Origin of the sequence: Geobacillus subterraneus (assembly GCF_001618685.1) — a bacterium.
Lineage (GTDB): Bacteria > Bacillota > Bacilli > Bacillales > Anoxybacillaceae > Geobacillus > Geobacillus subterraneus.
Genome location: NZ_CP014342.1, coordinates 2,323,794 through 2,348,618, shown reverse-complemented (window position 1 = coordinate 2,348,618; position 24,825 = coordinate 2,323,794). Strand labels below are relative to the sequence as shown.

Annotated in this window: 26 protein-coding genes and 1 pseudogene; 18 read left to right on the top strand and 9 right to left on the bottom strand. The window is 53.1% G+C overall.

Annotated features, from left to right (window positions below; translation table 11 throughout):
• The first annotated feature begins 8 nt into the window (after positions 1–8).
• The 8 genes and pseudogenes from GS3922_RS11500 (at position 9) to GS3922_RS11470 (ending at position 5,834) form a co-directional block, all read left to right on the top strand.
• Positions 9–1,094 (top strand): Ger(x)C family spore germination protein, encoded by a 1,086-nt coding sequence (locus GS3922_RS11500; RefSeq protein ID WP_063166482.1) that lies wholly within the window; start codon positions 9–11, stop codon positions 1,092–1,094.
• Positions 1,095–1,120: 26 nt separating this feature from the next.
• On the top strand, positions 1,121–2,233 hold the full coding sequence (locus GS3922_RS11495; RefSeq protein WP_063166481.1) for a GerAB/ArcD/ProY family transporter: 1,113 nt from the start codon (positions 1,121–1,123) through the stop codon (positions 2,231–2,233).
• Positions 2,234–2,411: 178 nt separating this feature from the next.
• Positions 2,412–3,077, top strand: a complete 666-nt coding sequence (queC, locus tag GS3922_RS11490) for a 7-cyano-7-deazaguanine synthase QueC (protein ID WP_172796402.1) — start codon at positions 2,412–2,414, stop codon at positions 3,075–3,077.
• Entirely contained in the window at positions 3,074–3,511 is a 438-nt protein-coding gene (queD, locus tag GS3922_RS11485; RefSeq protein WP_063166479.1) for a 6-carboxytetrahydropterin synthase QueD, read from the top strand. The genes queC and queD overlap by 4 nt, the downstream gene beginning before the upstream one ends.
• Positions 3,511–4,245: a 7-carboxy-7-deazaguanine synthase QueE gene (gene queE / locus GS3922_RS11480; protein ID WP_063166478.1), complete on the top strand. Its 735-nt coding sequence runs from the start codon at positions 3,511–3,513 to the stop codon at positions 4,243–4,245. Before queD ends, queE begins: the two co-directional genes overlap by 1 nt.
• Positions 4,246–4,292: 47 nt before the next feature.
• On the top strand, positions 4,293–4,466 hold the full coding sequence (locus GS3922_RS17310) for a tunnelling fold family protein (protein WP_370454522.1): 174 nt from the start codon (positions 4,293–4,295) through the stop codon (positions 4,464–4,466).
• A 298-nt stretch (positions 4,467–4,764) separates the two neighbouring features.
• Positions 4,765–5,094 (top strand): annotated as a pseudogene (queF, locus tag GS3922_RS11475) (preQ(1) synthase); the annotation flags it as partial.
• A 44-nt stretch (positions 5,095–5,138) separates the two neighbouring features.
• A complete protein-coding gene (locus tag GS3922_RS11470; protein WP_063166477.1) occupies positions 5,139–5,834 on the top strand; it encodes an NAD(P)H-binding protein in 696 nt (231 codons plus the stop codon).
• A 31-nt stretch (positions 5,835–5,865) separates the two neighbouring features.
• Here the strand turns inward: GS3922_RS11470 and GS3922_RS17305 are convergent, their stop codons facing one another.
• The 3 genes from GS3922_RS17305 to GS3922_RS11460 all read right to left on the bottom strand — a co-directional run bounded on the left by GS3922_RS17305 (position 5,866) and on the right by GS3922_RS11460 (position 7,227).
• A complete protein-coding gene (locus tag GS3922_RS17305) occupies positions 5,866–6,042 on the bottom strand; it encodes a YkvS family protein (RefSeq protein ID WP_082816559.1) in 177 nt (58 codons plus the stop codon).
• A 212-nt stretch (positions 6,043–6,254) separates the two neighbouring features.
• Entirely contained in the window at positions 6,255–6,839 is a 585-nt protein-coding gene (locus GS3922_RS11465; protein WP_063166476.1) for a cell wall hydrolase, read from the bottom strand.
• 193 nt (positions 6,840–7,032) lie between these two features.
• On the bottom strand, positions 7,033–7,227 hold the full coding sequence (locus tag GS3922_RS11460) for a hypothetical protein (protein ID WP_063166475.1): 195 nt from the start codon (positions 7,225–7,227) through the stop codon (positions 7,033–7,035).
• Positions 7,228–7,399: 172 nt separating this feature from the next.
• Between GS3922_RS11460 and GS3922_RS11455 the strand changes: the two genes are divergently transcribed.
• The 4 genes from GS3922_RS11455 (at position 7,400) to GS3922_RS11440 (ending at position 10,761) form a co-directional block, all read left to right on the top strand.
• Positions 7,400–8,074, top strand: a complete 675-nt coding sequence (locus GS3922_RS11455; protein WP_063166474.1) for a hypothetical protein — start codon at positions 7,400–7,402, stop codon at positions 8,072–8,074.
• Between the two features lie 274 nt (positions 8,075–8,348).
• Entirely contained in the window at positions 8,349–9,098 is a 750-nt protein-coding gene (locus tag GS3922_RS11450) for an SDR family NAD(P)-dependent oxidoreductase (protein ID WP_063166473.1), read from the top strand.
• Between the two features lie 66 nt (positions 9,099–9,164).
• Complete coding sequence (locus GS3922_RS11445; RefSeq protein WP_044745524.1) at positions 9,165–9,410, top strand: YueH family protein; 246 nt, start codon at positions 9,165–9,167, stop codon at positions 9,408–9,410.
• A gap of 55 nt (positions 9,411–9,465) precedes the next feature.
• Positions 9,466–10,761: an ATP-binding protein gene (locus GS3922_RS11440; protein WP_063166472.1), complete on the top strand. Its 1,296-nt coding sequence runs from the start codon at positions 9,466–9,468 to the stop codon at positions 10,759–10,761.
• Positions 10,762–10,800: 39 nt separating this feature from the next.
• On the opposite strand, the gene GS3922_RS11435 is transcribed toward GS3922_RS11440, so the two are convergent.
• The 3 genes from GS3922_RS11435 to GS3922_RS11430 all read right to left on the bottom strand — a co-directional run bounded on the left by GS3922_RS11435 (position 10,801) and on the right by GS3922_RS11430 (position 12,425).
• On the bottom strand, positions 10,801–11,439 hold the full coding sequence (locus tag GS3922_RS11435) for a nitroreductase family protein (protein WP_063166471.1): 639 nt from the start codon (positions 11,437–11,439) through the stop codon (positions 10,801–10,803).
• A gap of 65 nt (positions 11,440–11,504) precedes the next feature.
• Positions 11,505–11,633: a hypothetical protein gene (locus GS3922_RS18365; RefSeq protein ID WP_257722308.1), complete on the bottom strand. Its 129-nt coding sequence runs from the start codon at positions 11,631–11,633 to the stop codon at positions 11,505–11,507.
• A 15-nt stretch (positions 11,634–11,648) separates the two neighbouring features.
• Complete coding sequence (locus GS3922_RS11430) at positions 11,649–12,425, bottom strand: alpha/beta fold hydrolase (RefSeq protein ID WP_063166470.1); 777 nt, start codon at positions 12,423–12,425, stop codon at positions 11,649–11,651.
• A gap of 162 nt (positions 12,426–12,587) precedes the next feature.
• Between GS3922_RS11430 and glcT the strand changes: the two genes are divergently transcribed.
• The 4 genes from glcT to ptsP all read left to right on the top strand — a co-directional run bounded on the left by glcT (position 12,588) and on the right by ptsP (position 17,798).
• Entirely contained in the window at positions 12,588–13,445 is an 858-nt protein-coding gene (gene glcT, locus GS3922_RS11425; RefSeq protein ID WP_063166469.1) for a glucose PTS transporter transcription antiterminator GlcT, read from the top strand.
• 240 nt (positions 13,446–13,685) lie between these two features.
• Positions 13,686–15,701, top strand: coding sequence for a glucose-specific PTS transporter subunit IIBC (gene ptsG / locus GS3922_RS11420; RefSeq protein ID WP_063166468.1), 2,016 nt, complete (start codon positions 13,686–13,688; stop codon positions 15,699–15,701).
• A gap of 112 nt (positions 15,702–15,813) precedes the next feature.
• Positions 15,814–16,077 carry a phosphocarrier protein HPr gene (locus GS3922_RS11415; RefSeq protein WP_063166467.1) on the top strand — a complete coding sequence of 88 codons (264 nt, stop codon included), beginning with the start codon at positions 15,814–15,816 and terminating at the stop codon, positions 16,075–16,077.
• Positions 16,077–17,798: a phosphoenolpyruvate--protein phosphotransferase gene (ptsP, locus tag GS3922_RS11410; RefSeq protein WP_063166466.1), complete on the top strand. Its 1,722-nt coding sequence runs from the start codon at positions 16,077–16,079 to the stop codon at positions 17,796–17,798. The genes GS3922_RS11415 and ptsP overlap by 1 nt, the downstream gene beginning before the upstream one ends.
• Positions 17,799–17,840: 42 nt before the next feature.
• Here the strand turns inward: ptsP and yyaC are convergent, their stop codons facing one another.
• From yyaC to GS3922_RS11395, 3 genes are all read right to left on the bottom strand, one after another.
• The gene (gene yyaC / locus GS3922_RS11405) at positions 17,841–18,389 is read right to left on the bottom strand and encodes a spore protease YyaC (protein ID WP_063166465.1); all 549 of its coding nucleotides are present in this window, start codon (positions 18,387–18,389) and stop codon (positions 17,841–17,843) included.
• A 90-nt stretch (positions 18,390–18,479) separates the two neighbouring features.
• The gene (locus GS3922_RS11400) at positions 18,480–19,148 is read right to left on the bottom strand and encodes a GNAT family N-acetyltransferase (protein WP_063166464.1); all 669 of its coding nucleotides are present in this window, start codon (positions 19,146–19,148) and stop codon (positions 18,480–18,482) included.
• 152 nt (positions 19,149–19,300) lie between these two features.
• The gene (locus GS3922_RS11395) at positions 19,301–19,498 is read right to left on the bottom strand and encodes a YbxH family protein (protein ID WP_063166463.1); all 198 of its coding nucleotides are present in this window, start codon (positions 19,496–19,498) and stop codon (positions 19,301–19,303) included.
• 147 nt (positions 19,499–19,645) lie between these two features.
• Here GS3922_RS11395 and GS3922_RS11390 point away from each other — a divergent pair, with 147 nt between their 5' ends.
• Together GS3922_RS11390 and GS3922_RS11385 are read left to right on the top strand one after the other, a co-directional pair.
• Complete coding sequence (locus GS3922_RS11390; protein ID WP_063166462.1) at positions 19,646–21,622, top strand: methyl-accepting chemotaxis protein; 1,977 nt, start codon at positions 19,646–19,648, stop codon at positions 21,620–21,622.
• 327 nt (positions 21,623–21,949) lie between these two features.
• Complete coding sequence (locus tag GS3922_RS11385; protein ID WP_063166461.1) at positions 21,950–24,805, top strand: 2-oxoglutarate dehydrogenase E1 component; 2,856 nt, start codon at positions 21,950–21,952, stop codon at positions 24,803–24,805.
• Positions 24,806–24,825: the final 20 nt, after the last annotated feature.

The following is a 24,825-nucleotide window of genomic DNA, read 5'->3' as shown; positions in this document are numbered from 1 at the left end:
GGATCATGATGAGGCGTGGGCTCGCATGGGTCGGTGCGCTGCTGTTGCTTGGCGGCTGCGTCAGTTCGTGGCCGATTGACGAAATTCAAATTATTCAACAGATGGGGTATGATTTCGAGAACGGCCGCTACACGGGCACTGCGGTGTACCCGACGTTCAAGCAAGGGCCGATGACAAAGCCGAATATGCTGACGACGATGTCGCCGACGATCTACGACTTGATTCCGGGCCTGTCATCGAAATCAGCGCTGCCGGTTGAGGAAGGGCAGCTGCGCTTGATTTTGTTCGGCAAGGAGTTTGCCAAGCGGGGGGTGACGCAAATTACGCACAGCCTCGCGCGCAACAACAAAGTCGGCAGTCATTTGTTCCTCGGCGTGGCGGAAGGAAGCGCGAAGGAGCTGTTAGAGATTACGGCTAAGACGACGTTGAGCGATACGTTGTATTTGCCGAACCTCGTTAAGCAAAACGAACAGTCAATGAACTTGCCGAAAACGAATTTGCACTTGTTTTTGTATCGCTATTTTTCCCCAGGCAGCGATCCGTTTTTGCCGTATTTTGAGAAAAAAGGAGATTTCGCCAAGCTTGAAGGGGTCGCGTTGTTTCGCGACGACCGATACGTGGGGCATGTGAGTTTGCGTGATTCGTTTTTAATGAAAATTTTGCTTGGAGAAACGAAAAACGGCGTCTACCAGCTGAAGGTTGGGAATCGCGGGAAACAGGGCGAGGATCGGGTGATGCTGCAAAACTTATGGGCGAAGCCGAAATATGAATGGAAGCGTGATGGAGGCCGCCATGTGCTTGATGTGTTCGTCCATATCCATGCGTCGGTGCGGGATTACCCGTCATGGCTCGATCAGCCGGGTCAAGATTTGTTTGCTGATGTGAAGAAAAAAATGCAAAATGAATTGGAGCATAATATGCGTCGGTTATTCCGTTATTTTCAGAAAAAACGGATTGACCCGCTCGGCATCGGCGATTTTGTTCGCAGTGTGACAAGACATTGGGATTCCGACGCGTTTTACCGTGAATACCCGGATCTAGACATCCGCCCGCACGTCACGGTGGATATCGTCCATACCGGCATTGGCGAATAAGACGGGGAACATGAGGAGGGATTAGGATGAAGCAGGCCATTCAGGAACGGTTTCTCATCTCCCCGTTTCTTGTGTTTTTTGTCATTCATGCTACGCAAGTTGGGGTCGGGGCACTCAATTTTCAGCGTCCACTGATGAAAGAGGCGGGGCAGGATGCCTGGATGGCAGTCTTAATGGCCGGGCTGTCGGCGCACGTGTTGATTTGGCTCATGTATCGGCTGCTGTCGCATTTGCCATCAGGCGGAGACCTCGTGTCGCTTCATGAACAGTACTTCGGGCGGTGGATCGGCGGGGTGCTGAGCCTTGGACTTCTTTTTTACTACGCGTTGGCGGCGTTTATGGTGCTTCAATCATACATTGAAATCATTAAAGTATGGGTGTTCCCGTTGATGGGGGCGTGGCAGTTCAGCCTTATGTTTTTGCTGATGACGTATTACGCCGTCTCCGGCGGGTTTCGCGTCGTTGTCGGCTTATGCGTTTGGGGGGTGGTGATTCCGCTGTTGACGATTTTTCCGATGGTTTTCTTTCCGCTTGAGCATGCTCAATACCGGAACTTATTGCCGGTGTTCGACCATTCGTTTGGGCAATTGGCAAAAGCATCGAAAGAGATGGTGCTGCAATATTTAGGGTTTGAAATGCTGCTGATGTATTACCCGTTTTTAAAACAGGCTCCGTCCTCGCAAAAGTGGGCGCATGCGGCCAACGCGCTGACGACGTTCATTTATTTGACCGTCATGTTTATCTCCATCATTTTTTACAACAAAGAGCAGATCGAGCATGTGACATGGCCGACGTTGACGCTGGCCAAAATTCCGGAAGTGCCGTTTATCGAGCGGATGGAATATATCGTCATTTCGATTTATGTGCTTGTCGTGTTTCCGATCATCGCTGTCTCCGTTTGGGCAGCGACGCGCGTGATCAAACAGCTGTTTGCCGTTCAGCAGCGCCGTTCGCTTCCAGTGTTGCTCGCTTGCTTGTTTGTCGGGACGCTGTTTTTCCAAGAGAAGACAGACATTGAGCAGTTGACGCAATGGACAGCGAAGGCAGGGTTTTATCTTGTCGCGGTGTATGTTCCGCTTTTGTATCTATACGTATGGACGGCGGAAAAAGTGAAAAAGGCGCTACAACAAAAGCCATAAGTATGGTATAGTAAATAAAGAAAACAGAAGAATCACAATTCCGTACGCTTGTACGGGAGAGGTTTCTAGCAAAACCCTCTATAAAAAACTAGGGACGGCTGTATCCTAGGGGTATGGCCTTTTTTGTTTCGGAAACCTCTTCTTCTGCCGATTCAGAAGGAGGTTGATTGTGATGAAGATGAAGGAAGAAAAGGCGGTCGTCGTCTTTAGCGGCGGCCAAGACAGCACAACGTGTTTATTTTGGGCAAAAAAGCAGTTTGCGGAAGTAGAGGCGGTGACGTTTGATTATGGCCAGCGTCATCGGCGGGAAATCGACGTCGCCGCATCGATCGCCGACGAGCTCGGTGTCCGCCATACGGTGCTTGATATGTCGCTTCTTGGACAATTGGCGCCGAACGCCTTAACGCGCGGCGAGATCGCCATTGAACAAAAGGAAGGCGAGTTGCCGACAACGTTTGTGGATGGGCGCAATTTATTGTTTTTATCGTTCGCTGCGGTGCTTGCCAAGCAGCGGGGGGCGCGCCATCTTGTCACCGGAGTGTGTGAAACGGATTTTAGCGGCTACCCGGATTGCCGCGACATCTTTATCAAATCGCTGAATGTGACGCTGAATTTGGCGATGGATTATCCGTTTGTCATTCATACGCCGCTCATGTGGCTGACGAAAGCGGAAACGTGGAAATTGGCCGATGAGCTTGGGGCGCTTGAATTCGTTCGCACGAAGACGCTGACGTGCTATAACGGCGTGATCGCTGACGGTTGCGGCGAGTGCCCGGCGTGCGTGTTGCGCAAGCGCGGGTTGGATGAATATTTGCGAGGGAAAGCGGAGGTGGAAGCGCGATGATGCATCAGCTTTATCCGCAAGTAGCCCATCATTATCGCTACGAACTCAACAAAGATATGCAGATCGCCGCTGCCCATTTTATCCCTCATGAAGCGGCCGGCCGCTGCGCCAACGTGCACGGCCATACGTACATCGTCAATGTGACCGTCGCTGGCGATGAGTTGGATGAAAGCGGCTTTTTAGTCAACTTCCAAACGTTAAAGAAGCTTGTCCACGGAAAATTAGACCACACGCTGCTTAATGATCACACCGATTGGTTTGACCGCTATGACCCGAACCGGTTTCCGACGACGGAAGTGGTGGCGCGCACGATTTATGAGATCGTTCAGGGCTATTTGGATGCGCTGCCGCACAAGCCGAAATGTTTGCAAGTGTTTGTTCGTGAATCGCCAACAAGCTACGTCGTCTACCGGCCGAAAGCGGGGGAGCGGTGATGGCGCGCACGATTCCGGTATTGGAGATTTTCGGTCCGACCATTCAAGGGGAAGGAATGGTGATCGGCCAAAAGACGATGTTCGTGCGCACCGCCGGCTGCGATTACCGCTGCCGCTGGTGCGATTCGGCGTTTACGTGGGACGGGTCGGCGAAAGAGGAGATCGAGCAGCTGACGGCCGACGACATTTGGCGGCGGCTTGAAGCCATTGGCGGGCTCCGCTTCCGCCATGTGACGATCTCCGGCGGCAACCCGCTGCTGATCGCCGCACTCGGTGAGCTCGTTGCGCTTCTTCATGAAAAAGGGGTGCGGGTGGCGGTCGAAACGCAAGGAAGCCGCTGGCAAGACTGGCTTCTTGATGTTGATGATGTCACCATTTCCCCGAAACCGCCAAGTTCGGGGATGGACACCGACTGGGCGGCGCTCGATGCCATCATCGGGCGGTTGCAGAAAGATCAAAACCGGACGCGGCGCGTCAGTTTGAAAGTCGTCGTCTTTGATGAGGTTGATTTGGCGTACGCAAAAGAAGCGCACCGCCGTTACCCGGGCGTTCCGTTTTATTTGCAGACCGGCAACGCCGATGTAGGGGATTTGGATGTAGAGGCGCTTCGCGCAAAGCTTCTCGGCCGGTTGGAATGGCTCGTGGAGCAAGCCGCCGAGTCGGAGGAGCTGGCCGACGTCCACATCCTGCCGCAGCTGCACACGCTCCTTTGGGGAAACAAGCGCGGCGTGTAAAGCGAAAGCGGTTCGAGCGCAAAATGACAGCGAAGGAGGAAGGAAGAATGTCTGGAAGAAAAGAGGAAGAATTGAAAGACTTGACACTGCTTGGCAATCAAGGGACGACGTATTCGTTCACGTACAATCCGAATCTTCTTGAAGTGTTTGACAACAAACATCCTGACCGGGATTATTTCGTGAAGTTCAATTGTCCGGAGTTTACGACGCTGTGTCAATAAGGGCACACTTCAGCGGTGACGCTGTCGGCTAAACCTTGTGAATTCAGGGGAAGAAAGGGCCCTCTACTTTTCCGACCCTGAGCCAAGCCTCAGACGGCAAGCGGTTGCTCCGTTTGAGGAAGGTGCAGAGACTATCGAAATCACTTCAGAGTGAAGCGAGTAAGAGTAGCTCTGAAGGAAGAGAGTAGAGTACACCGTTGCACATTGTTGCCGCGGTGGAAGCGCAAGGGTTCTTATTCAGTATCGCAGCTGAATAAGAATAAGAGATAGTCCACCTGTTTGCGTCGGCAAACAGTTGCCAAAAACCGGACAACCGGACTTCGCGACCATTTACATCAGCTACATCCCGGACAAAAAATGCGTCGAAAGCAAGTCGCTCAAGCTGTATTTGTTCAGCTTCCGCAACCACGGCGACTTTCACGAAGACTGCGTCAACATCATTATGAACGACTTAATCAACGCGATGGAGCCGCGCTACATCGAAGTATGGGGCAAATTCACCCCGCGCGGCGGCATTTCCATCGACCCGTATTGCAACTGGGGACGCCCCGGGACAAAATATGAACAAATGGCTGAATATCGGCTGCTCAACCATGACCTATACCCGGAAAAAATCGACAACCGCTAAAGCCGGCAAAAAAAGGGTAGTTTTTTCGCCAAACCTCATATATAATGAACAATGAATGTTTTGCCTTGGAGGTTTTGGCGTTGGAGCGAAGAACAGCGCTTTTGCTTGGAGCGAGCGGCTTGGTGGGCGGTGAACTACTGGCTTTGCTGCTGCAGTCGGATTTATACCGGCAAGTGACTATTTTCGTCCGCACCCCGCTGCCGTTGGAACATGAAAAGCTGCAGCAAGTCGTCGCCGATTTTGCCCGGCTTGAGTCGTATGAGCGGTATTTTTACGTCGATGACGTCTTTTGCTGTCTCGGAACGACGCGGAAAAAGGCGAAAACAAAGCAGCAGTTCATTCAGGTCGACTATGAATATACGTTGCGCGCCGCGGCGCTGGCGGAAAAGTGCCGGGCGAAAAGCTTTCTGACCGTCTCCTCGATTGGCGCCAATCCGTGCTCGCCGTTTTTTTACCAACGCGTCAAAGGGGAAACGGAAGAAGCGCTGCAACGGCTGTCCATTCCATCGCTCCATATTTTTCGCCCGTCGCTGCTTGTCGGCAAGCGCCGGGAATTCCGCCTCGGCGAGGCGCTCGCCGGATGGCTGTTATGCCGGCTGCCGTTTTTGTTTGTCGGCAAGTGGAAAAAATATAAGCCGGTCGACGCCAGCCAGCTGGCCTTGGCCATGTTTTACCGCGCGGCATCGGCGGCCAACGGCGTCCATATATATGAATGCGATGAATTAGCCCGCATTTCATAAGAAAAAAGAGGCTGTTGGCAGCCTCTTTTTTCTATTCGAGGATTTTATAGTTTTTATGATTGACGACCGTTCGTTCTTGCAAATCAAGTTCACGGTAGTTTTCCATATATGTCAAATCCACGATGACCGAGTTTTCGTTCACTTTTTCCACGATGCCGCGCAATCCGTTTTTAAATTCAATAATATCCCCGACTTTCGCTTTTTTCATCATATCATTCCCCTTTAAACAAATAGTGATAAATCTCATCAGCCGCCAACCGGGCCGATCGCGCGCCCACTCTTGCCAGCAGCGCCAGTCTCGGCGGGGCTCGGCAGCTTTTTTACTAGTTTGCCTTATTTTTATGCACAAGTAAAGGGGTTTCTTTCCTAAGATTTCATATTTTTAAAAAAACAAAGGGCGAAGCCGCCCTTTGTTTTCGTTTACTTAGCAAACACATGGTTGCCGATGACAACGGTCACCGGGCGAGAGCGCAGCCAGTTGCTTTTCGCCGTTTTCGGATTATAGAAATAGAGCGAGCCGTTTCCTAAACCGCGAAAAGCAAGTGCTTCTTCAACGGCGCGATATGCCTCACGGTCAGCCGGTTCGTTGATCGTTCCGTTTGCCACCGGTGTGAAGGCATAATGGCCGCCAGAGCGCTCATAAATGACGTCGCGGATGGTATCTGGAAAATCAGGGTGATCGACGCGGTTAAGCACGACCGTCGCCACAGCCACTTTCCCGGCATACGGTTCTCCCTTCGCTTCGGCATGAACGAGACGGGCAAGCAAATCTTTTTCTGCCGCTGTAATGCCTGCATTCGGGATGATGAGTTTTTCGCCAGGACATAGCCAATCGCCTTTGCGATTTTTTTGCTTTAGTTGTTTCAGCGGCACACCGTATTGTTTTGCGATTTTCCAAAGTGTATCACCGCGTTTGACTGTATGGACCGTCGCAGCATCGGCGTGGCCGGCAAAGAAAAACATTCCACACAATATCGCCATCACCCATGCCTTTCCTTGTTTCATCCACATCCCTCCTCTCGCAAACTCGCTACTAGAGTAACAAGGATGGCGTCGTTCTTCATTATCTAAATGATGGAAAAGTGTGCGAAGCGTTGATATGACTAGTTTCATAGAAACATTGGAAATTTCTCCGCCAAAAGAAACATCCGGCTTTCTTCCCCTGAAAGCCGGATGTTGAACGATGAACACAAAGAAGTCAGCTGCGCGGGGTATTCATGTAATGGTAGAGAACGTGGCCGCCGCGCTGGGCGATGCCGCGAAACTGTTTAAAATCGGGCTGTTTGACGAGCACGGCCCGAAACGTGAGGAAGTCCTCTTTTTTTACTAACAGTTCGGCAATGACACCAGTGCGCAATTCGGCGATTTGTTTGGCTGCCAGTGCTTCGTCCATCGCATTCCCCCCAAGCATTCACCTAAGTATCGTTGTCGCTATTCATCATAGCGCAATCAGCTGGCGGGATAAATACCTATATTTTGGCCGGGCAAACACCCTTTGCTTGTTCCGACATACAATATGGGTGGGTACGCGCCCCGACAATTATGAGCGAGAAAGGGAGAGGACAATGAATCAATGGGATTCGTATGCGAATGATCCGTTTCTGAACGCCTCCGGCCATGGCGATGGGACGGAACGGATCGACAATAATGCGCCGCCGATGGCACCAATGCCGGCAGCCATGTCAACTGGAGCGATACCAACAGGAGTGATGCCGATGGCCTATTATCCACCGGTCGCACCGCACGGGTATTGGTGTCCGCCAGTCGCGCCGCCGGCACCGTTTGTCAGCCCAGTTCACCTTGATGATAGCCCGGATGGGTTTGACAGCCCTGACAGCTCCGACATGATGCCTCCAGCGCCGCCGCTTCATTTGGGAGCGGTGCCTAATGTGGCTCCGGCTTCCGTCTGGCCGATGGGCGGGAAAGAAAATGTACCGCCGCTTGGCGGGGCCGCTGCCCCGTACGACATGGCTGCTCCGTATATGGGGGCGGAACCGACCGTCGCCGGCATGGCACCTGAGGCTGTTCCAGGCGCGCTGCCGAGCGGGACTCCCGGCGTTCTGCCCGGCGCAGTACCAGGTCCCGCTCCGTATGCGCCGATGTACTATCCGTCGGCCGCACCGATGCCGTACGCCCCGGTCGCGCCGTACGGCTACTATGCCGCACCGCAGCCGCCATATTACGGCGGAACAGTCCCGTATGCGCCCGGTTTTCCGATGCCGTACGGCCCATACCGGTAAGCCGCAAAAAAAGACCGCCTGACTGCGGTCTTTTTTTTTGATGGGAAACGCTTTTCCGTGCCAGAAAGATGGCCGGTTGCCACCGACGGAAAAGTGTTTTCATTGCCTTGTTTCACAGCAAACTTCACATCGGCGGCGAGAACCTCCGAACATCCTTATGTGACAGCTATATGTTTCGGCTGCCGCTGGTGGTATAATAAGGAGGAAATTTTCGTGCGAAACAAAGGAAAGAATATAAGATTTGCTAACGAGGCAAGAAAGGGGAAATGGCAAAATGGGCATGGAGCAGAAAACGGCGGTTGTCACCGGCGGGGCGAACGGAATTGGCAAGGCGATTGCCGCGATGTTTGCCAAACAAGGGGCGAACGTTGTGATTGTGGACGTTGATGCGAAAAATGGAGAAGCGCTCGTTGAACAGCTGCGAACAGGCGGACGAACCGCCATATTTGTGGCGGCAGATGTACGGAACGCGGGCGACATTAAGCGGTTTGTCGAGGAAGCCGCCAGCCGTTTTGGACGCATTGACTATTTAATCAACAACGCCGGCGTTTCGCGCTGGAAATCGCCGTACGAGCTGACAGTGGACGAGTGGGACGATGTGTTGGCGACGAATTTGCGCAGCGCCTTTTTGGCTTCACGGGAGGCGGCGAAACATATGCGCCGCAACCGTAAAGGCGGGGCGATCGTTAACATCGCCTCGACAAGAGCGCTCATGTCCGAACCGAACTCGGAGGCGTACGCGGCGTCTAAAGGCGGCCTCATCGCTCTCACCCATGCGCTCGCCGTGTCGCTTTCCGCCGATCGCATTCGCGTCAACTGCATCAGCCCCGGCTGGATTGAAACGGGTGATTACGGAAAATTGCGGGAGATTGACCACCGACAGCACCCGGCCGGCCGCGTCGGCAAACCGGATGACATCGCCCGCGCCTGCCTTTATTTATGCGATGAGGAAAACGATTTTATTACCGGAGCAAATTTCGTCATCGACGGGGGGATGACGAGGAAAATGATTTATATTGAGTAGGCGACGGCCGTTTGCTAAAATAAATGAAATGGAGACGCCTTACTAGCAAAAAGGTGGGATGGAACGATGAAAATCCGCAAAACGCCGCTAGTCGACGGACAAGCTCCGGCTCATGTATATATTTACGAAAATCGAAAAGAGGAGTATATCGTTCTCGCCATTCCGGCGCTCGAGTGGTCCTTTTCATTCTTCTATGAGGAGGAAGCGGAGGCGGTGGCGCAGCGGCTCGAGACGTCGCTGCAAAAGCGGATCGGCCATGAACGCGCTGCCATGCTGGCCGGCCGATTGCTAGGATGGGCGCGGGAAATGTAGCTTGGCGGATGGTGCGGCCGCCACTGACTTTGCATGTTAGGGGTTCGATGACAAAGTGGTAAACAAATCAAAAGTCATGGCAAGTTACGTTGTGGGCAGCGTTTTATGGCTAGCTGTCACCGACGCTCTGATCAATGTGCTGCCGATCAGCCGCGGCGTGTATGTTGCGCTTAGCGCCGCCAAAGGGGCGGTCTTTATTTTGCTGTCGGCCGTGTTTTTATACCAGTTGCTAAAAAAGCGTGAACAGCTTGAAAAAGCGGAAGAAAAAGAACAGCAGCTGCTGACGCTCATCAACTCGATGCCCGACTTTGTTTGTTTTAAAGACAGTGAAGGGCGTTGGCTGCGCGTCAATGACTTCGGCCGGCGGCTGTACCATCTCGAGCATATTGACTATGTCGGAAAAACGGATCGCGAGCTTGGCGAGCTTGTACCGTTTTTCAAAGACGCGTTCGAGCAGTGCATTGAATCGGATCGCGAGGCGTGGAAAAGCGGGACATTGACGCGTCGCGAGGAGTCGTTCGAGACGTTGGATGGGGAGCGGAAGACATTTGACGTCATTAAAGTGCCGTTGTTTGAAGACAATGGCATGCGAAAAGGATTGTTGACGATCGGTCGCGACATTACCCAGCAAAAGCGCACGGAGGAGCTGCTATTGAAAAAAGAGAAGCTGTCGGTGCTTGGGGAGCTGGCGGCCGGCATCGCTCATGAGATTCGCAATCCGCTCACATCAATGAAAGGATTTATGCAGATGATGCAAGAAACGCGCGAAGTGAATGACGACCACGTGCGCATTATGCTGAGTGAGCTTGGCCGCGTCAACCAAATCGTCAGCGAGCTCTTGGTGCTTGCCAAGCCGCAAAGCCATGATTACCGGCTGTTTTTGTTGAACGAGGCCATTTCGTATGTCATTAGTCTGATCGGTCATGAGGCGACATTAAACGACGTGTCCATTTCCGTCCATAACAACGCGCCAAAAGCTTGCGTGTACGGTGACCAAAACCAAATTGTTCAAGTGCTTTTAAACGTGATGAAAAACGCCATTGAAGCGATGCCCGACGGCGGGAACTTATATGTCCGTGTGTCCGAAGCTGAAGGCATAATCCGCTTAGCCATTGCCGATACTGGCATCGGCATTTCGAAAGAGCGGTTGCAAAAAATCGGTGAACCGTTTTTCACCTTGAAGGAAAAAGGAATGGGGCTCGGGCTGACAACAAGCATGAAAATCGTTCAGGAACATAAAGGAACAATGCAGATTGAAAGCGAAGTCGGGAAGGGAACGGTCGTCCATTTGACGTTTCCGTCTGGGTCTGCAGTTGTGGATGCGAATGGCCAACAGAAGGCGCTATCATAGGAACAGGCGTCCCCACATGGTGAGGGGACGCCTGTTTGGCTATTGCTCAACCCATGTCGACACGGCCTCAATAGGCAGCCGGATGGAATGATGGGCGGGAGCAGCCGCCTTTCCGATCGTGATCAGCAGCGTCGGCACATAGCGGTTCGGGATGTGAAACTCTTCTTTCAGCCGCTCAGGGTTAAAGCCGCCAATCGGACACGTCGCCCAGCCTTTCGCTGTTGCCGCCAGCATGAGCTGCATCGCAGCGAAAGCGGCGTTTTGAAACGCGGCATCACGGGCGTATTGCTTGTTCGCATAGGCGGTCTCAATTTGTTCAGCAAGCTGCCGTTTCACCTCCTCTGTCATCGCTCCTTCGCGAACGAGCGGATCGTAAACGGCATCCGTATTCCGGTTCGCTTCCAAATCCCCAAGCACAACGACGACAGCGGAGGCATCGACGATTTGTTGTTGGCCGTAAGCGATCGGCTGAAGCCGCCGTTGCGTTTCCTTGCCGTGGATGACGAGAAAGTGCCATGGCTGCAAATTCCAAGCAGACGGCGCTTTCGTGGCAGCCGTGAGAATGGCACGCAGCTCTTCTTTGCTGATTGTCGCGTTGGCATCATATTGGCGTACGGCCTTTCGTTCCTCAATGACGGCAAACAAGTCTTTGATGAGCGGCGTTGTAACAACTGGCATAATCAATCCCCCTTTGGCGAAGTTCGCGAGGGTGTCCCGCTGCTTTTGAGACACCCCCGTGGTCGTTATGAGCGGTTTTTCTTCGCTTGTTTTGCTGTATCGATGCTGTCTTTTGCCAATTCTGCTTCCGCCTTCGAAACGGTCGGATTGGCTACTTCCTGACTGACTTTATTTTGCCTTCCTTTTTTGGACATCCATTTTCCCTCCTTTCATTCCAGTGATTTCCGCCGGCTGTACACCCGCAGGATGCTATTTAATTCACTGCTATGTTTAGTCGGGATTTGATGACGGGCCCGATCGATAAACACGACGTCGGCGTGCGGCACATAACGGCGGAACATGGCGATATAAGGATGGATGTAACGGTCGCGCGCCCCGTAAATGAGCAGCAAGGGCAAGCGCAGGGAAGACAGCTGTCTCGTGCAGCAGTAGACAAGCCCAGCCCGGTACGTGGTGTCTAAATCCCGTTTGTCAGCGAGCCGGACGTACTGTTTGAACAGCTTCGGTTCGCGCCGGTTCGTTCCATGCCCGATGGCGAGCGCCGAGGAGAGCAAAGAGAAGGCCCCTAGTTTGGCGACCGAAATGCCAAGCCAAAACTCACCGTACAAAAGCGGCGTGCACACTTCCGGAAACCCGCCGATCAAAACGAGTTGCTCGACGTGCTGCGGATAGCGAAGCGCGAAATCGAGCGCGATCGATCCGCCGTTGGAATAGCCGCAAACGATGGCGCGCTCGATGCCAAGGAAGCGGAGCAATATGGAAACGTCATCCGCAAGCAGCGGGACGGTGATCGGCGCGTCCGATGGGCTGCTTCTCCCATTTCCGCGCATATCGTACAAAATCAGGCGAAAATGACGGGCAAGCGGCTCTTGCTGGCGGAAAATGATATGTCCTAGCCCCGGGGGGTGGATGAATAAAAGCGGCGGCCCTTCCCCTTTTTCCTCATAATAAAGGCGGACGCGCTCATTAATGGAAACGTATGGCATATCAATCCCCCTCTCTTGGCTTGGCCCTCTATAGTATGGAAAGAAGGGCGGCGTCCCATCCAAAAAAACGCCATCTTTTTTCATTGAGCAGGATGGCATTTCCGGTTTATAATTAGTCGCGTAATGAATAACGGGCAAGCGTCATGGAAAGGAGGGAGCTTGATGGAACAGCCGTTTCGTGTGGAAAAGGCGCTCAATAACAATGTGCTAATCGCTTCCCACCCAGCGTATGGCGAAGTCGTTTTGCTTGGCAAAGGGATCGGCTTTGGCAAAAAAAGGGGGGATGAAATTGCGGAGAGCGCCGTAGAAAAGTGTTTTGTTCTCAAAAATGAGCGCGAACAAGAACAATACAAAAAACTGCTCCCTGAATTGAGCGAAGAGTTTATCGCCCTCATGAACGAGGTGATTCAACATATTAAGCGGCGCGTCGGCGTACCGTTAAACGAACACATCCACGTCGCGCTGACCGATCATATCGCGTTTACGCTAAAGCGGCTCGAGCAAGGGTTGGACGTCAAAAACCCGTTTTTGGCCGAGACGAAAAGTTTGTATCCGCTTGAGTACGAAATCGCTGTTGAAGTGGCCGAGCTGATTGGCGATCGGCTTGGGGTCGCACTGCCGGAAGGGGAAGCTGGCTTCATCGCCCTTCATATTCATAGTGCGATTTCAAAACAAAGCCTGTCGGAAGCGAATCAATATTCTCAGCTCATTGCTAAGCTCGTCGAGATGGTCGAACGACAGCTGGGCGTCGACATCGACCGTGAGAGCATCCACTATTTGCGTTTCGTCCGTCATTTGCGCTATGCGATCGATCGGATGAAAAGAGGCGAAAAAGTCGAAGAGCCAAAAAATTTGTCGAAAATCTTGAAAGAGACTTACCCGCTATGCTATAATCTAGCATGGAAGTTAGTTAAAGTCATGCAGCAAACACTTCATCTGCCGGCTGATGATGCCGAGGCGGTCTATTTGACGTTGCATTTGCAGCGGCTGGCGGAAAAAAAGAGCGGCATAACGGGATAACATTGTCTCGCTTTACGTGTTACTGATTCGATCAGGCATGAGTAAAGAGGACAAAACAGGGCGGCAACGACCGAATGTTTGCATTCGGGCCGTTGTAAGCGTTCTTTTGTCTCTCTTTATTCGTGTCTTTTTTATTGCCCTCGGTTTGTCTAAAAAATGATTGCCCGTCCATTTTTCAGTACATGAATCCGCCGTTTGCTGCAAAACTTAAGAAAAGGAAACTTAAAGGAGGTCGTGAGGATGAAACGAGCGTTTGGCACGTTGCAACGAGTCGGGAAAGCGCTCATGCTCCCGGTGGCGATTTTGCCGGCGGCAGGGATTTTGCTGGCGTTCGGCAACGCATTGAAAAACCCGGCGCTCACCGACAAAATTCCGGCGTTAAAAGCCGACTGGATCGTGCTGATCGCAAACGTCATGGAACAGGCGGGCGGCATTGTTTTTGCTAATTTGTCGCTCCTGTTTGCCGTCGGTGTGGCGATCGGTCTTGCCGGCGGTGAAGGGGTCGCAGGCTTGGCGGCAATCATCGGCTACTTAATTATGAACGTCACGATGGGCGTCGTTTTAGGCGTAACCGCCGATATGGTCGGATCTGACCCGTCCTACGCCAACATTCTCGGCATTCCGACGCTGCAAACGGGCGTGTTCGGCGGGATTATCGTCGGGATTTTGGCCGCGTATATGTACAACAAATATTTTAATATTGAACTGCCGCAATATCTCGGCTTTTTCGCCGGCAAGCGGTTCGTGCCGATCGTGACAGCGGCTACTGCTGTTGTGCTTGGCATTGTTATGACGTTTGTCTGGCCGCCGATCCAGCACGGGTTAAATGCGTTTTCGCACAACATGATTGATGCGAACAGAACGGTTGCAGCGTTCATTTTCGGTGTGATCGAACGGGCATTGATCCCGTTTGGCCTCCACCATATTTTTTATTCACCGTTTTGGTATGAGTTTGGTGAATATGTCAATAAGGCCGGCCAAATTGTGCGCGGCGACCAAAAAATCTTTTTCGAACAGCTAAAAGACGGTGTGGAGCTGACAGCCGGCACGTTTATGACCGGGAAGTTCCCGTTTATGATGTTCGGTCTTCCGGCAGCAGCGCTCGCGATTTATCATGAAGCGCGTCCGGAAAACAAAAAAGTTGTCGCCGGCATCATGGGCTCAGCGGCGCTGACGTCGTTTTTAACCGGGATTACGGAACCGATCGAGTTTTCGTTTTTGTTCGTCGCTCCGGCTTTGTTTGCCGTTCATTGCGTCTTTGCCGGGCTATCGTTTATGATCATGCACATGTTGAACGTCAAAATCGGGATGACGTTCTCCGGCGGGGTCATTGACTTCCTGCTGTTCGGTGTCCTGCCGAACCGGACGGCGTGGTGGCTTGTCATTCCGGTCGGATTGGCGTTTGCTGTCATTTATTACTTCGGGTTCCGCTTTGCGATTCGCAAATGGAACTTGGCGACGCCAGGCCGTGAAAAAACGGGCGACGAAGCGCCAAAAGCGGAAGCGGCGGCCGGCGATTTGCCGTATGAAGTGCTGGCCGCTCTTGGCGGAAAGGAAAATATCGAACATTTGGATGCGTGCATTACGCGCTTGCGCGTGTCGGTCCGCGACATCGGCCAAGTCGATAAAGACCGGCTGAAAGAGCTCGGCGCTGCCGGTGTGCTCGAAGTCGGCAACAACGTGCAAGCGATTTTCGGTCCGAAGTCGGACATCTTAAAGGGACAAATTCACGATATTATGCAAGGAAAAGCACCGGTAAAAACGAAAGAAGAGCCGAAGGAAGCGGCGCCGGCTGCAGCGCGGGCGGAAGCAATCGCTTCGCCGCTCGCCGGGGAAATCGTGTCGCTCGCCGACGTGCCGGATCAAGTATTTTCACAAAAAATGATGGGCGACGGCTTCGCGGTCATGCCGACGGATGGCACGGTCGTCTCCCCGGTCGATGGGAAAATCATCAACGTATTCCCGACAAAGCATGCTATTGGCATCGAGTCGGTCGGGGGGCATGAGGTGTTAATCCACTTCGGCATTGATACAGTGAAACTGAACGGCGAAGGATTTGAAGCGCTCGTCAAGGAAGGCGACGAAGTGAAAAAAGGGCAGCCGATTTTGCGCGTCGATCTCGACTATGTGAAAAATAACGCGCCGTCCATTGTTACACCGATCATTTTCACGAACTTGCAAGCCGGTGAAGTGGTGCGCGTCAAAAAGCAAGGTGCGGTTGCTCAAGGCGAAGACGGTGTCGTTGAAATCGGCTGAACGGCCTGTCCATCATTGATGCGAGGGAGGGACAAGCGTTTTCCGTTGCTCCCTCGCCCATGCATTTGGTATGATGGCAAAGAAAAATGATGAAGAAGGGGATTGATGAACGATGGAAAAAACGTTTAAAGTGACTTCAGACTCTGGCATCCATGCCCGTCCGGCGACGATTTTAGTGCAAACCGCGAGCAAATTTAACAGCGAAATCCAGCTCGAATACAACGGGAAAACCGTCAACTTGAAATCGATCATGGGCGTCATGTCGTTAGGCATTCCGAAAGGGGCAACGATTAAAATTACGGCAGAAGGGGCCGATGCAGCAGAGGCGATGGCAGCGTTAACGGACACGTTGGCGAAAGAAGGCCTTGCTGAGTAATGGAAAAAACCATTCATGGGATTGCTGCATCAAGCGGTATTGCCATTGCCAAGGCATACCGCTTAGAAGCCCCTCATTTGGCGGCTGAAAAACGATCGGTCACCGACGCTGAGGCGGAAGTGGCGCGGCTCGAGGCGGCGGTCGCCAAGGCGAAAGAAGAGCTCGAGGCGATTAAACAGCACGCGTTAGAGAAGCTCGGCGAAGACAAAGCTGCCATTTTTGCTGCCCATTTGCTTGTGCTTGATGATCCGGAACTCTTGAACCCGATTAAAGAAAAAATTCAAACAGAGCAAGTGAATGCCGAGTATGCGCTTGACGAAACGGCATCGTTTTTCATTTCCATGTTCGAAGGAATGGACAATGAATACATGAAGGAGCGGGCTGCCGACATCCGCGATGTCACGAAGCGCGTCCTTGCCCACTTGCTTGGCGTCACGATTTCAAACCCGAGTTTGATTTCGGAAGAAGTCGTCATTATCGCCGAAGATTTGACGCCGTCCGATACGGCGCAGCTCGACCGGCAATATGTCAAGGGGTTTGCGACCGACATCGGCGGACGGACATCGCATTCGGCCATTATGGCCCGCTCGCTCGAAATCCCGGCCGTCGTCGGCACGAAGGCGGTGACGGCGGAAGTGAAAAACGGCGACATCGTCGTCATCGATGGGCTTGATGGACAAGTTGTTGTCAATCCGTCGCCGGAGCGGCTCGCCCATTATGAAGAAAAACGAGCCCGCTATGAAGCGCAAAAAGCGGAATGGGCGAAACTCGTCCATGAGCCGACGGTGACGGCCGACGGCGTACACGTCGAGCTGGCGGCCAACATCGGCACGCCGGACGATGTAAAAGGGGCGCTTGCTAACGGAGCGGAAGGCATCGGCTTGTATCGGACGGAGTTTTTATATATGGGCCGCTCGGAGCTGCCGACGGAGGAAGAGCAGGTTGCCGCCTACAAAACGGTGCTTGAACAAATGAATGGCAAGCCGGTTGTCGTCCGCACGCTTGACATTGGCGGCGATAAAGAGCTCCCGTATTTAAACTTGCCAAAAGAAATGAACCCGTTTTTAGGGTTCCGGGCGATTCGCCTTTGCCTAGAAATGCAAGACATGTTCCGCACCCAGCTGCGCGCTTTGCTGCGGGCGAGCGTACACGGCAATTTGAAGATCATGTTTCCGATGATTGCCACGCTTGAGGAATTCCGTCAAGCGAAAGCGATATTGCTTGAAGAAAAAGAGGCGCTCCTCCGCCAAGGTGCGCCGGTCGCCGAGGACATTGAAGTCGGCATGATGGTGGAGATCCCGGCGGCGGCGGTGATGGCCGATCAGTTCGCGAAAGAAGTCGACTTTTTCAGCATCGGCACGAACGACTTAATCCAATATACGATGGCCGCCGACCGGATGAATGAGCGCGTTTCATATTTATATCAACCGTACAATCCGGCGATTTTACGGCTCATCAGCCACGTCATCGACGCTGCCCACCGCGAAGGGAAGTGGGTTGGCATGTGCGGGGAAATGGCCGGCGACCCGATTGCGATTCCGATTTTGCTTGCTTTAGGGCTTGATGAGTTCAGCATGAGCGCCACTTCGATTTTGCCGGCGCGCGCCCAGTTGAAACAGCTGTCGAAAGAAGAGGCGGCCGGCATCAAAGAGACGGTGCTGTCGCTCGGCACGGCGGAGGAAGTTGTGGCGTTTATCAAACAAACGTTCCATATCGCCTAAATAAAGGCGCGGCGACATTCGTGTTCGCTGCGCCTTTTCTATTTACGCCAAAAGCGGGGCGGACGATTCGTAGCCATACCGTTGCCGGACCGTTAACGAGAGGCCTAAGGCGATGACTTTCGCCATTTGATAAACAATGTGCAAATTCGTATACGGCAGCGTGCTCATATCAGCTGTTTCTTCCATCATCACGCCCATAATGCTTACATCGCCGATACGGGGGAGCGATTTGCCAAGCGCCGTGCCGGGAGCGAGCGCGCCGGGGCGAATGGCGATCGTATGGACAAACGGGCGCGGACCGACGATGCTGTCGATCGCCAGCACGTAGGAGCCGCGTTCGTTCAGCCGCTCATGCACGAAGCGGAGATTGGTGGCATCGACGGGCTCTTGCAGCGTGCCGATGACGGTTAGATGATCCGGATACACATTCTCAAGCAGCGTGCCGACAAACGGACCTAAGCTATCGCCGTTAATGCGGTTGCTGCCGATGCAAACAACGGTCAGATGGCGGGTGTGCGCCGGCAGCAAGGAAAACAGTTCATTGCGAATGAGTAAAGGAGCGAGCGGATCGCTGTAGGAAATCGGTCTCATCGATAGCGATTCCTTTCCGTCTATGTTCTCCTTTTCTTATTCGCGGCTGCCGCCGGCGATTCCTTTCTTTTCAGGATTGAAAATTTTTCCTTATATTTGCTTAAACGGGTTGCGCCATTCCATTAACACTGCATGGTTGAGTGATTCTTCGTCTTCTAAATAATTGCGGACAACGGCAAGCGGTGTGCGCCCGCAGCGAAGCAAAAACGTAATAACCGGATCTTTCAACTCACCGGCCGTCACTTTGCGGATGTACTCTTCCGGGGACAGTTCGTTCGCATAGCGGTGATAACCAGGCATCCGTCCGCCCCCAAGCAGCCGGTCGAGCCCGAGATGAACGACGACTTCATACATCGATTGCATGAGCCACTTGCCAAGGCCGAGCTTCCGGTACGGCGGGGAAACGCAAATGTCGACGACATAAAGCGTGTTGCCGTCCGAGCGATGGTTGCGAATATAACCGCCGTCGGTTATTTCTTCCCACGTATGGTCGGCATGGTTCGGGTCAAAGTCGACGATGAGCCCGGTCATGGATCCGACAATGCGCCCATCGACTTCGGCGCATAGCGCCCCTTCGGGAAACAAGGTGACATGGTTTTCAAGCTGCGCCTCGTTCCACCACAGGTCGGACGGAAACGGAGGCGGAAAGCTTTCCTGCTGCACGCGGATGAGGGCGGAAAAATCGTTTTTCGTATAATTGCGGATGACGGCTTGCCGCGGCGTATCGCCGTCAAAGACGTATAGCCGTTTTTTGTACACGCCGATCCCCCTTTCGTTCGTTTTACCTTCATCATAACCGAAACCTAGAAAAAACGCCAAGAAAACATCCATGGGCAACGGTTTGCCCTCGACCCGGGGATGAAACTCACCGCTTGCCGGCGGGATTTTCGCCGAAAAGAAAACAGCCGCTGTTAGCGGCTGTGGGCGTGTTGTTCAACGTATTCGCTGACCAACGCTTCGATCTGCCGTTCGTCCGGCTTTTGGCCGTGAAACGGAAAGACAATTTCCTCGATCAATTCACCGTCACGGTAGACGTGCAGTGCTCCTTTTTGCAACAGGACGCTGTATTCGATTTCGAATCGATAGCCTTCATGTTCAATGGCACCCATCGCTATTCACCTGCCTGTTTTTATTGTTCCGCCCGCCGCCGCCCGCTATGTATGAATAAGAAGCTAATCCTATAGACGCGGGACTATCGTCCTTTTATAATGGAACATGGTTCGACAAAAATCGGAAACAGAGGGGAGAAATAGCGAGTGTTCCGGACATTGCGCAGCAAGTTGATTGTCTTGATGGCCTTATTATTGATTCTATCGTTGGCGGCAACGCAGCTCGTCGGTGTTGTGCAAATGCGGCAGCTCGTTGACGCTGATGTCAAACAGCGGGCGCAGGCGGCGCTCGACGGGCTGCTTGGCGATATCCGCGACAGCTTTCAAAGCGAGGAGAACAGCCTAATGCAGTTCAGCGAATCACCGTCGGCGATGCAAATGATTCAAGACGAAAAAGCATGGCCGCAGCTGGAAAAGCAGTTCCGCACGTTTTTGCGCGTTCATGAAAATGTGCAGTTCATCTATATTGGCACGGAGCGGAAGAAGATGCACATTACGCCGACGACGGAACTTCCGGATGGATATGATCCGACGAGCCGCCCATGGTATAAAAAAGCGATGGAGAAGCCGGACGAAGTCGTGTGGACAGAACCGTATGTCGATGCGATTACAGGCAAACATGTTGTGACATTGGCCAAGGCAGTGAGCGAAAACGGCCGCATCTTGGCCGTGATCGGCATTGACATGACGCTTGATGCAGTGACGAGAATTGTCAATGCGAGCGACGTTGGCTATCACGGCTATCCGGTGTTGTTTGATGCAAAAGGAACGGCGGTCGTCCACCCGCAATATAAAGGAAAAAACATGGCACAAAACGCGGCGGTTCGCTATATGCTCGAACATGAAAAAGGAATGCGGCAATACGAGCAAGACGGTGAACAGCTGGTCATGTATTTTACGACGGTTCCGGAACTTGGCTGGAAAATAGGCGCTGTCTATAAGGAAGCAGATTTATCGGCGATGAGCCGCTCGCTTGGGATGAACATGCTCGTCATTACGGTGATCGCGCTCATTGTGGCGCTTGTTGTCATTTACTTTTTGGCGCGCTCGATTACGAAACCGATTATTGTTCTGCAAGAGCAAGTCGAAAAGGCGGCAGCCGGTGATTTAACGGTGCAGGCGCGTGTAGCGGCAAAAGATGAGATCGGACGCCTCGCCCGCCATTTCAACGACATGATCGGGCATATGCGCGCGCTGATCGGTGAAGTGAACCGATCGGTGAACGAGTTGGCGGCTTCAGCCGACCATTTAAGTGCCGTCTCGGAAGAAACGATGGCAACAAGCGAACAAGTGGCGAAAGCGATCGGTGAAATTGCGAAAGGGACGACCGATCAAGCCGGAAGTCTTGATACGATCAATGAGCAGACGTCGGCATTGTCACAGCAAATTGAAGCGGTCACAAGTGCGACAGCCGGCATGGGATCGCTGTCGAACGACACGAAAACGGCCAGCTACGACGGCCTAGAACATTTAAATGTTTTGCAGCAAAAATCGGAGGAAGCGAAACACGAGCTGTCCGCGGTAGAAAACGTCATTAGCGATCTGGTCAAAAAAATGGATGAAATTGATGGAGTCATTCAAACGATTACCGCCATTTCCGGACAGACGAACTTGCTTGCGTTAAACGCGAGCATTGAGGCAGCGCGCGCCGGCGAGCATGGCAAAGGGTTTGCCGTTGTCGCCGACGAGGTGCGCAAGCTGGCGGAACAGTCAGCCAAAGCGACCGAAATGATCCGTGCGACCATTGCGGCCATTCAGCAGCAAGCCGGATTGGCGATCGAGGCCGTCGGCCGCTCCAAGCAAGCGTACAACGAACAGCGGGAAGCGGTGCATACGACCGGCGATTCGTTCATGAAAATCACCGGCATGATGGAACAATTAACCGCTGCGCTCACCGCTGTGATGGAAGAAGCGAAGCGGATGAACGGAAGCAAAGACGATGTGATTGGCGCGATGCAAAACATTGCTGCCATTGCCCAGCAATCGGCGGCAGCGGCAGAAGAAGTGGCCGCTTCGGCTGATGACCAGCTGCAGGCGCTTGCGACAGTGACCGAATCAGCCGAAACGTTAAGCGAGATGAGTCGGCAGTTGAAGCAGCTTGTGGAAAAATTCAAGCTCTCATAAAAAAGCGCAGCCTTTGTCCGGCTGCGTTTTTTCATTGGCGCAGCCAGGCTGCGGACGTGCGGTGACCGCCGTTTAGCCGGCTGCCTCTCAAACGGACATTATTATTTTTTCTATTCACACTATTCATACAATGATAATGAGTTGAATTTTTTTAAGTTTCTGCGTCGATTTTAGCGGCTAATAGTGCTAAAATAAACAGTGAAAACGTTTATACAGTTATTTTGTTGTTCATTCGGGAATAATGGTAGCCAAATGGGGGCGCGGCGTCTTAATCACCGCCGCCGGCTGACCCGAGGGACACGAAAACTAGTTGGAGGTTTTTTCACGATGGCAAAACAGACGAACTACGCTCAACCGTGGAGCCAGTTTTACGGGCCGAACCTCGGCTATGTCATCGAAATGTACGAACAGTATCTCGATGACCCGGACAGCGTCGATCCGGAACTAAAACAATTGTTTGAACAATGGGGGGCGCCGGTCGTCGAGGAGCCGGTTTCTCCTGCGGATCACGAAGCGGCGCAGACGCATCAAACGTTCCGGCTGCCGGAAACACCGACCGTGTTCAGCAAGCTTGTCGCCGCCGTCAAATTGGCGGACAGCATTCGCCATTATGGCCATCTGGCCGCCGATACGAACCCGATTGTGAAAGAGGAGAAAAAGCTGCGCCGCCTCGAACTTGATGAGTATGATTTGACGGAGGAAGATTTAAAGCGCATTCCGGTCGCATTTCTTTGTCCGCATGCCCCGGCGCATGTCAAAAACGGCTGGGATGCCATCATGCACTTGCGCAAAATCTATACAGATAAAATCGCCTTTGAATTCTCGCAAGTACATAATCTAGAGGAAAGGAACTGGCTCATCCAGCAAATCGAGTCCGGAGCGTACTATCCGAGCTTGGCGAACAAAGAGCGGGTCGCCTTGTTGCGCCGCCTGACGGAAGTGGAGGGGTTTGAAAAATTCATCCACCGGACGTATGTCGGGCAAAAGCGCTTTTCGATTGAGGGACTTGACGCCATGGTGCCGCTCCTTGATGAGCTTGTTCGCCAGGCGATCGAACAGGAGATTGACGCCGTCAACATCGGCATGGCGCACCGCGGCCGGCTGAACGTGCTTGCGCATGTGCTTGGCAAGCCGTATGAAATGATTTTCGCCGAGTTTCAGCATGCGGAGAGCAAAAACTTTATTCCGTCTGAAGGAGCGGTGGCCATCACCTACGGCTGGACGGGCGACGTGAAATACCATTTGGGGGCAGCGCGCCGGCTACGCAATCAAAGCGCCCATACGATGCGAATTACGCTCGCCAACAACCCGAGCCATCTTGAAGTCGTCAATCCGGTCGTGCTCGGTTATACGCGCGCCGCGCAAGAAGACCGGACCAAACCGGGCGTGCCGGAGCAAAAGACAGAGGCTTCGTTTGCCATTTTAATTCATGGCGATGCTGCTTTCCCGGGGCAAGGCATTGTGGCTGAAACGCTCAACTTAAGCCAGCTGCGCGGCTATACGACCGGCGGAGCCATTCATATTATCGCCAACAACATGATCGGCTTTACGACGGAAAGTTACGATTCCCGTTCGACAACGTATGCTTCTGATATGGCGAAAGGGTTTGAAGTGCCGATTGTGCATGTCAATGCCGACGATCCGGAGGCCTGCCTGGCGGCGGCAAGCTTGGCGTTTGCGTATCGCCAGCGGTTTAAAAAAGATTTTGTCATCGACTTGATCGGCTATCGCCGCTTCGGCCATAACGAAATGGATGAGCCGATGGCGACGAACCCGATCATGTACAGCATCATTCACCAGCATCCGACCGTGCGCGAGCTGTATGCGCAAAAGCTGATTGAAAAGGGGATCATCGCCGAGCAGGAAGTCGAAGAAATGGAACAGGAAGTGGCCGAACGGTTGAAAATTGCTTATGAACGGGTGCCGAAAAGTGAAGAGGAACTCGATTTCATTATGGATCCACCGAAACCGGTCGTCGCTCGGCTTCCGGAAGTGAAAACAGGCGTGGCGAAAGACGTGCTTCACCGCATCAATGAGGAGCTGCTCGAGTTCCCGGCTGACTTCCATGTCTTTAACAAGCTTGAGCGCATTTTAAAGCGGCGCAGCGGCGTATTTATGCAAAATGGCAAAATCGACTGGGCGCACGCGGAAACGTTGGCGTTTGCGACGATTTTGCAAGATGGCGTGCCGATCCGCCTCACCGGCCAAGATTCACAGCGCGGCACGTTTGCCCAGCGCCATTTAGTGCTGCACGATGTGAAAACGGGCAAAGAGTACGTTCCGCTTCATCATATCAGCGGCGCGAAAGCTTCGTTTGTCGTTTACAACAGCCCGTTGACTGAGGCGGCTGTGCTCGGTTATGAATACGGCTACAACGTGTACGCACCGGAAACGCTCGTGCTTTGGGAAGCGCAGTTTGGCGATTTCGCCAACATGGCGCAAGTCATGTTTGACCAGTTTATCTCGTCGGGACGGGCAAAATGGGGGCAAAAGTCCGGGCTCGTTATGCTCTTGCCGCACGGTTATGAAGGGCAAGGGCCGGAACATTCGAGCGGCCGCGTCGAGCGGTTTTTGCAGCTGGCGGCGGAAAACAACTGGACGGTCGCCAACTTGTCGACGGCAGCGCAATATTTCCATATTTTGCGCCGGCAAGCGGCGCTGCTGCAAAAAGAAGAAGTGCGCCCGCTCGTCTTAATGACGCCGAAAAGCTTGCTCCGTCATCCGCTGGCGGCATCCGACGCCGAAGCGCTTGTTCATGGCGTATTCTCGCCGGTGCTCGAGCAGCCGGGATTAGGGACGGACCCCAGCAAGGTCGAGCGGATCGTGTTTGGCACTGGCAAGCTGATGATTGATTTAGCGGAACAAATCGGCAAAATGGAAGGGCTTGACTGGCTGCATGTCGTGCGCGTTGAAGAGCTGTATCCGTTCCCAGAAGAAGCGGTGCAGGCGATTATCGCGCGTTACCCGAACGTAAAAGAGCTCGTTTGGGTGCAAGAGGAGCCGAAAAACATGGGCGCTTGGACGTATATGGAGCCGCGCCTGCGGGCCCTTGCTCCAGACGGCGTCGATGTCAGCTATATCGGGCGGCGCCGGCGGGCGAGTCCGGCGGAAGGCGATCCGGTCGTCCACCGGAAAGAGCAGGAGCGCATTATTCGCTGTGCATTAACGAAATATGAACGATGATTGAACGTTTGAGGAGGGCA

Coding starts and splice junctions, on each gene's coding strand:
- GS3922_RS11430 (WP_063166470.1), bottom strand. CDS start 12,425: ATGCCATACGTTTCCATTAATGAGCGCGTCCGCCTTTATTATGAGGAA.
- GS3922_RS18365 (WP_257722308.1), bottom strand. CDS start 11,633: ATGTCCAAAAAAGGAAGGCAAAATAAAGTCAGTCAGGAAGTAGCCAAT.
- GS3922_RS11445 (WP_044745524.1), top strand. CDS start 9,165: ATGAAAATCCGCAAAACGCCGCTAGTCGACGGACAAGCTCCGGCTCAT.
- GS3922_RS11385 (WP_063166461.1), top strand. CDS start 21,950: ATGGCAAAACAGACGAACTACGCTCAACCGTGGAGCCAGTTTTACGGG.
- GS3922_RS11415 (WP_063166467.1), top strand. CDS start 15,814: ATGGAAAAAACGTTTAAAGTGACTTCAGACTCTGGCATCCATGCCCGT.
- GS3922_RS11500 (WP_063166482.1), top strand. CDS start 9: ATGAGGCGTGGGCTCGCATGGGTCGGTGCGCTGCTGTTGCTTGGCGGC.
- GS3922_RS11450 (WP_063166473.1), top strand. CDS start 8,349: ATGGGCATGGAGCAGAAAACGGCGGTTGTCACCGGCGGGGCGAACGGA.
- GS3922_RS11395 (WP_063166463.1), bottom strand. CDS start 19,498: ATGGGTGCCATTGAACATGAAGGCTATCGATTCGAAATCGAATACAGC.
- GS3922_RS11435 (WP_063166471.1), bottom strand. CDS start 11,439: ATGCCAGTTGTTACAACGCCGCTCATCAAAGACTTGTTTGCCGTCATT.
- GS3922_RS11460 (WP_063166475.1), bottom strand. CDS start 7,227: ATGGACGAAGCACTGGCAGCCAAACAAATCGCCGAATTGCGCACTGGT.
- GS3922_RS11470 (WP_063166477.1), top strand. CDS start 5,139: ATGAACAATGAATGTTTTGCCTTGGAGGTTTTGGCGTTGGAGCGAAGA.
- ptsP (WP_063166466.1), top strand. CDS start 16,077: ATGGAAAAAACCATTCATGGGATTGCTGCATCAAGCGGTATTGCCATT.
- queC (WP_172796402.1), top strand. CDS start 2,412: ATGAAGGAAGAAAAGGCGGTCGTCGTCTTTAGCGGCGGCCAAGACAGC.
- queD (WP_063166479.1), top strand. CDS start 3,074: ATGATGCATCAGCTTTATCCGCAAGTAGCCCATCATTATCGCTACGAA.
- GS3922_RS11465 (WP_063166476.1), bottom strand. CDS start 6,839: ATGAAACAAGGAAAGGCATGGGTGATGGCGATATTGTGTGGAATGTTT.
- GS3922_RS17310 (WP_370454522.1), top strand. CDS start 4,293: ATGTCTGGAAGAAAAGAGGAAGAATTGAAAGACTTGACACTGCTTGGC.
- glcT (WP_063166469.1), top strand. CDS start 12,588: ATGGAACAGCCGTTTCGTGTGGAAAAGGCGCTCAATAACAATGTGCTA.
- GS3922_RS11495 (WP_063166481.1), top strand. CDS start 1,121: ATGAAGCAGGCCATTCAGGAACGGTTTCTCATCTCCCCGTTTCTTGTG.
- ptsG (WP_063166468.1), top strand. CDS start 13,686: ATGAAACGAGCGTTTGGCACGTTGCAACGAGTCGGGAAAGCGCTCATG.
- GS3922_RS11455 (WP_063166474.1), top strand. CDS start 7,400: ATGAATCAATGGGATTCGTATGCGAATGATCCGTTTCTGAACGCCTCC.
- yyaC (WP_063166465.1), bottom strand. CDS start 18,389: ATGAGACCGATTTCCTACAGCGATCCGCTCGCTCCTTTACTCATTCGC.
- GS3922_RS17305 (WP_082816559.1), bottom strand. CDS start 6,042: ATGAAAAAAGCGAAAGTCGGGGATATTATTGAATTTAAAAACGGATTG.
- queE (WP_063166478.1), top strand. CDS start 3,511: ATGGCGCGCACGATTCCGGTATTGGAGATTTTCGGTCCGACCATTCAA.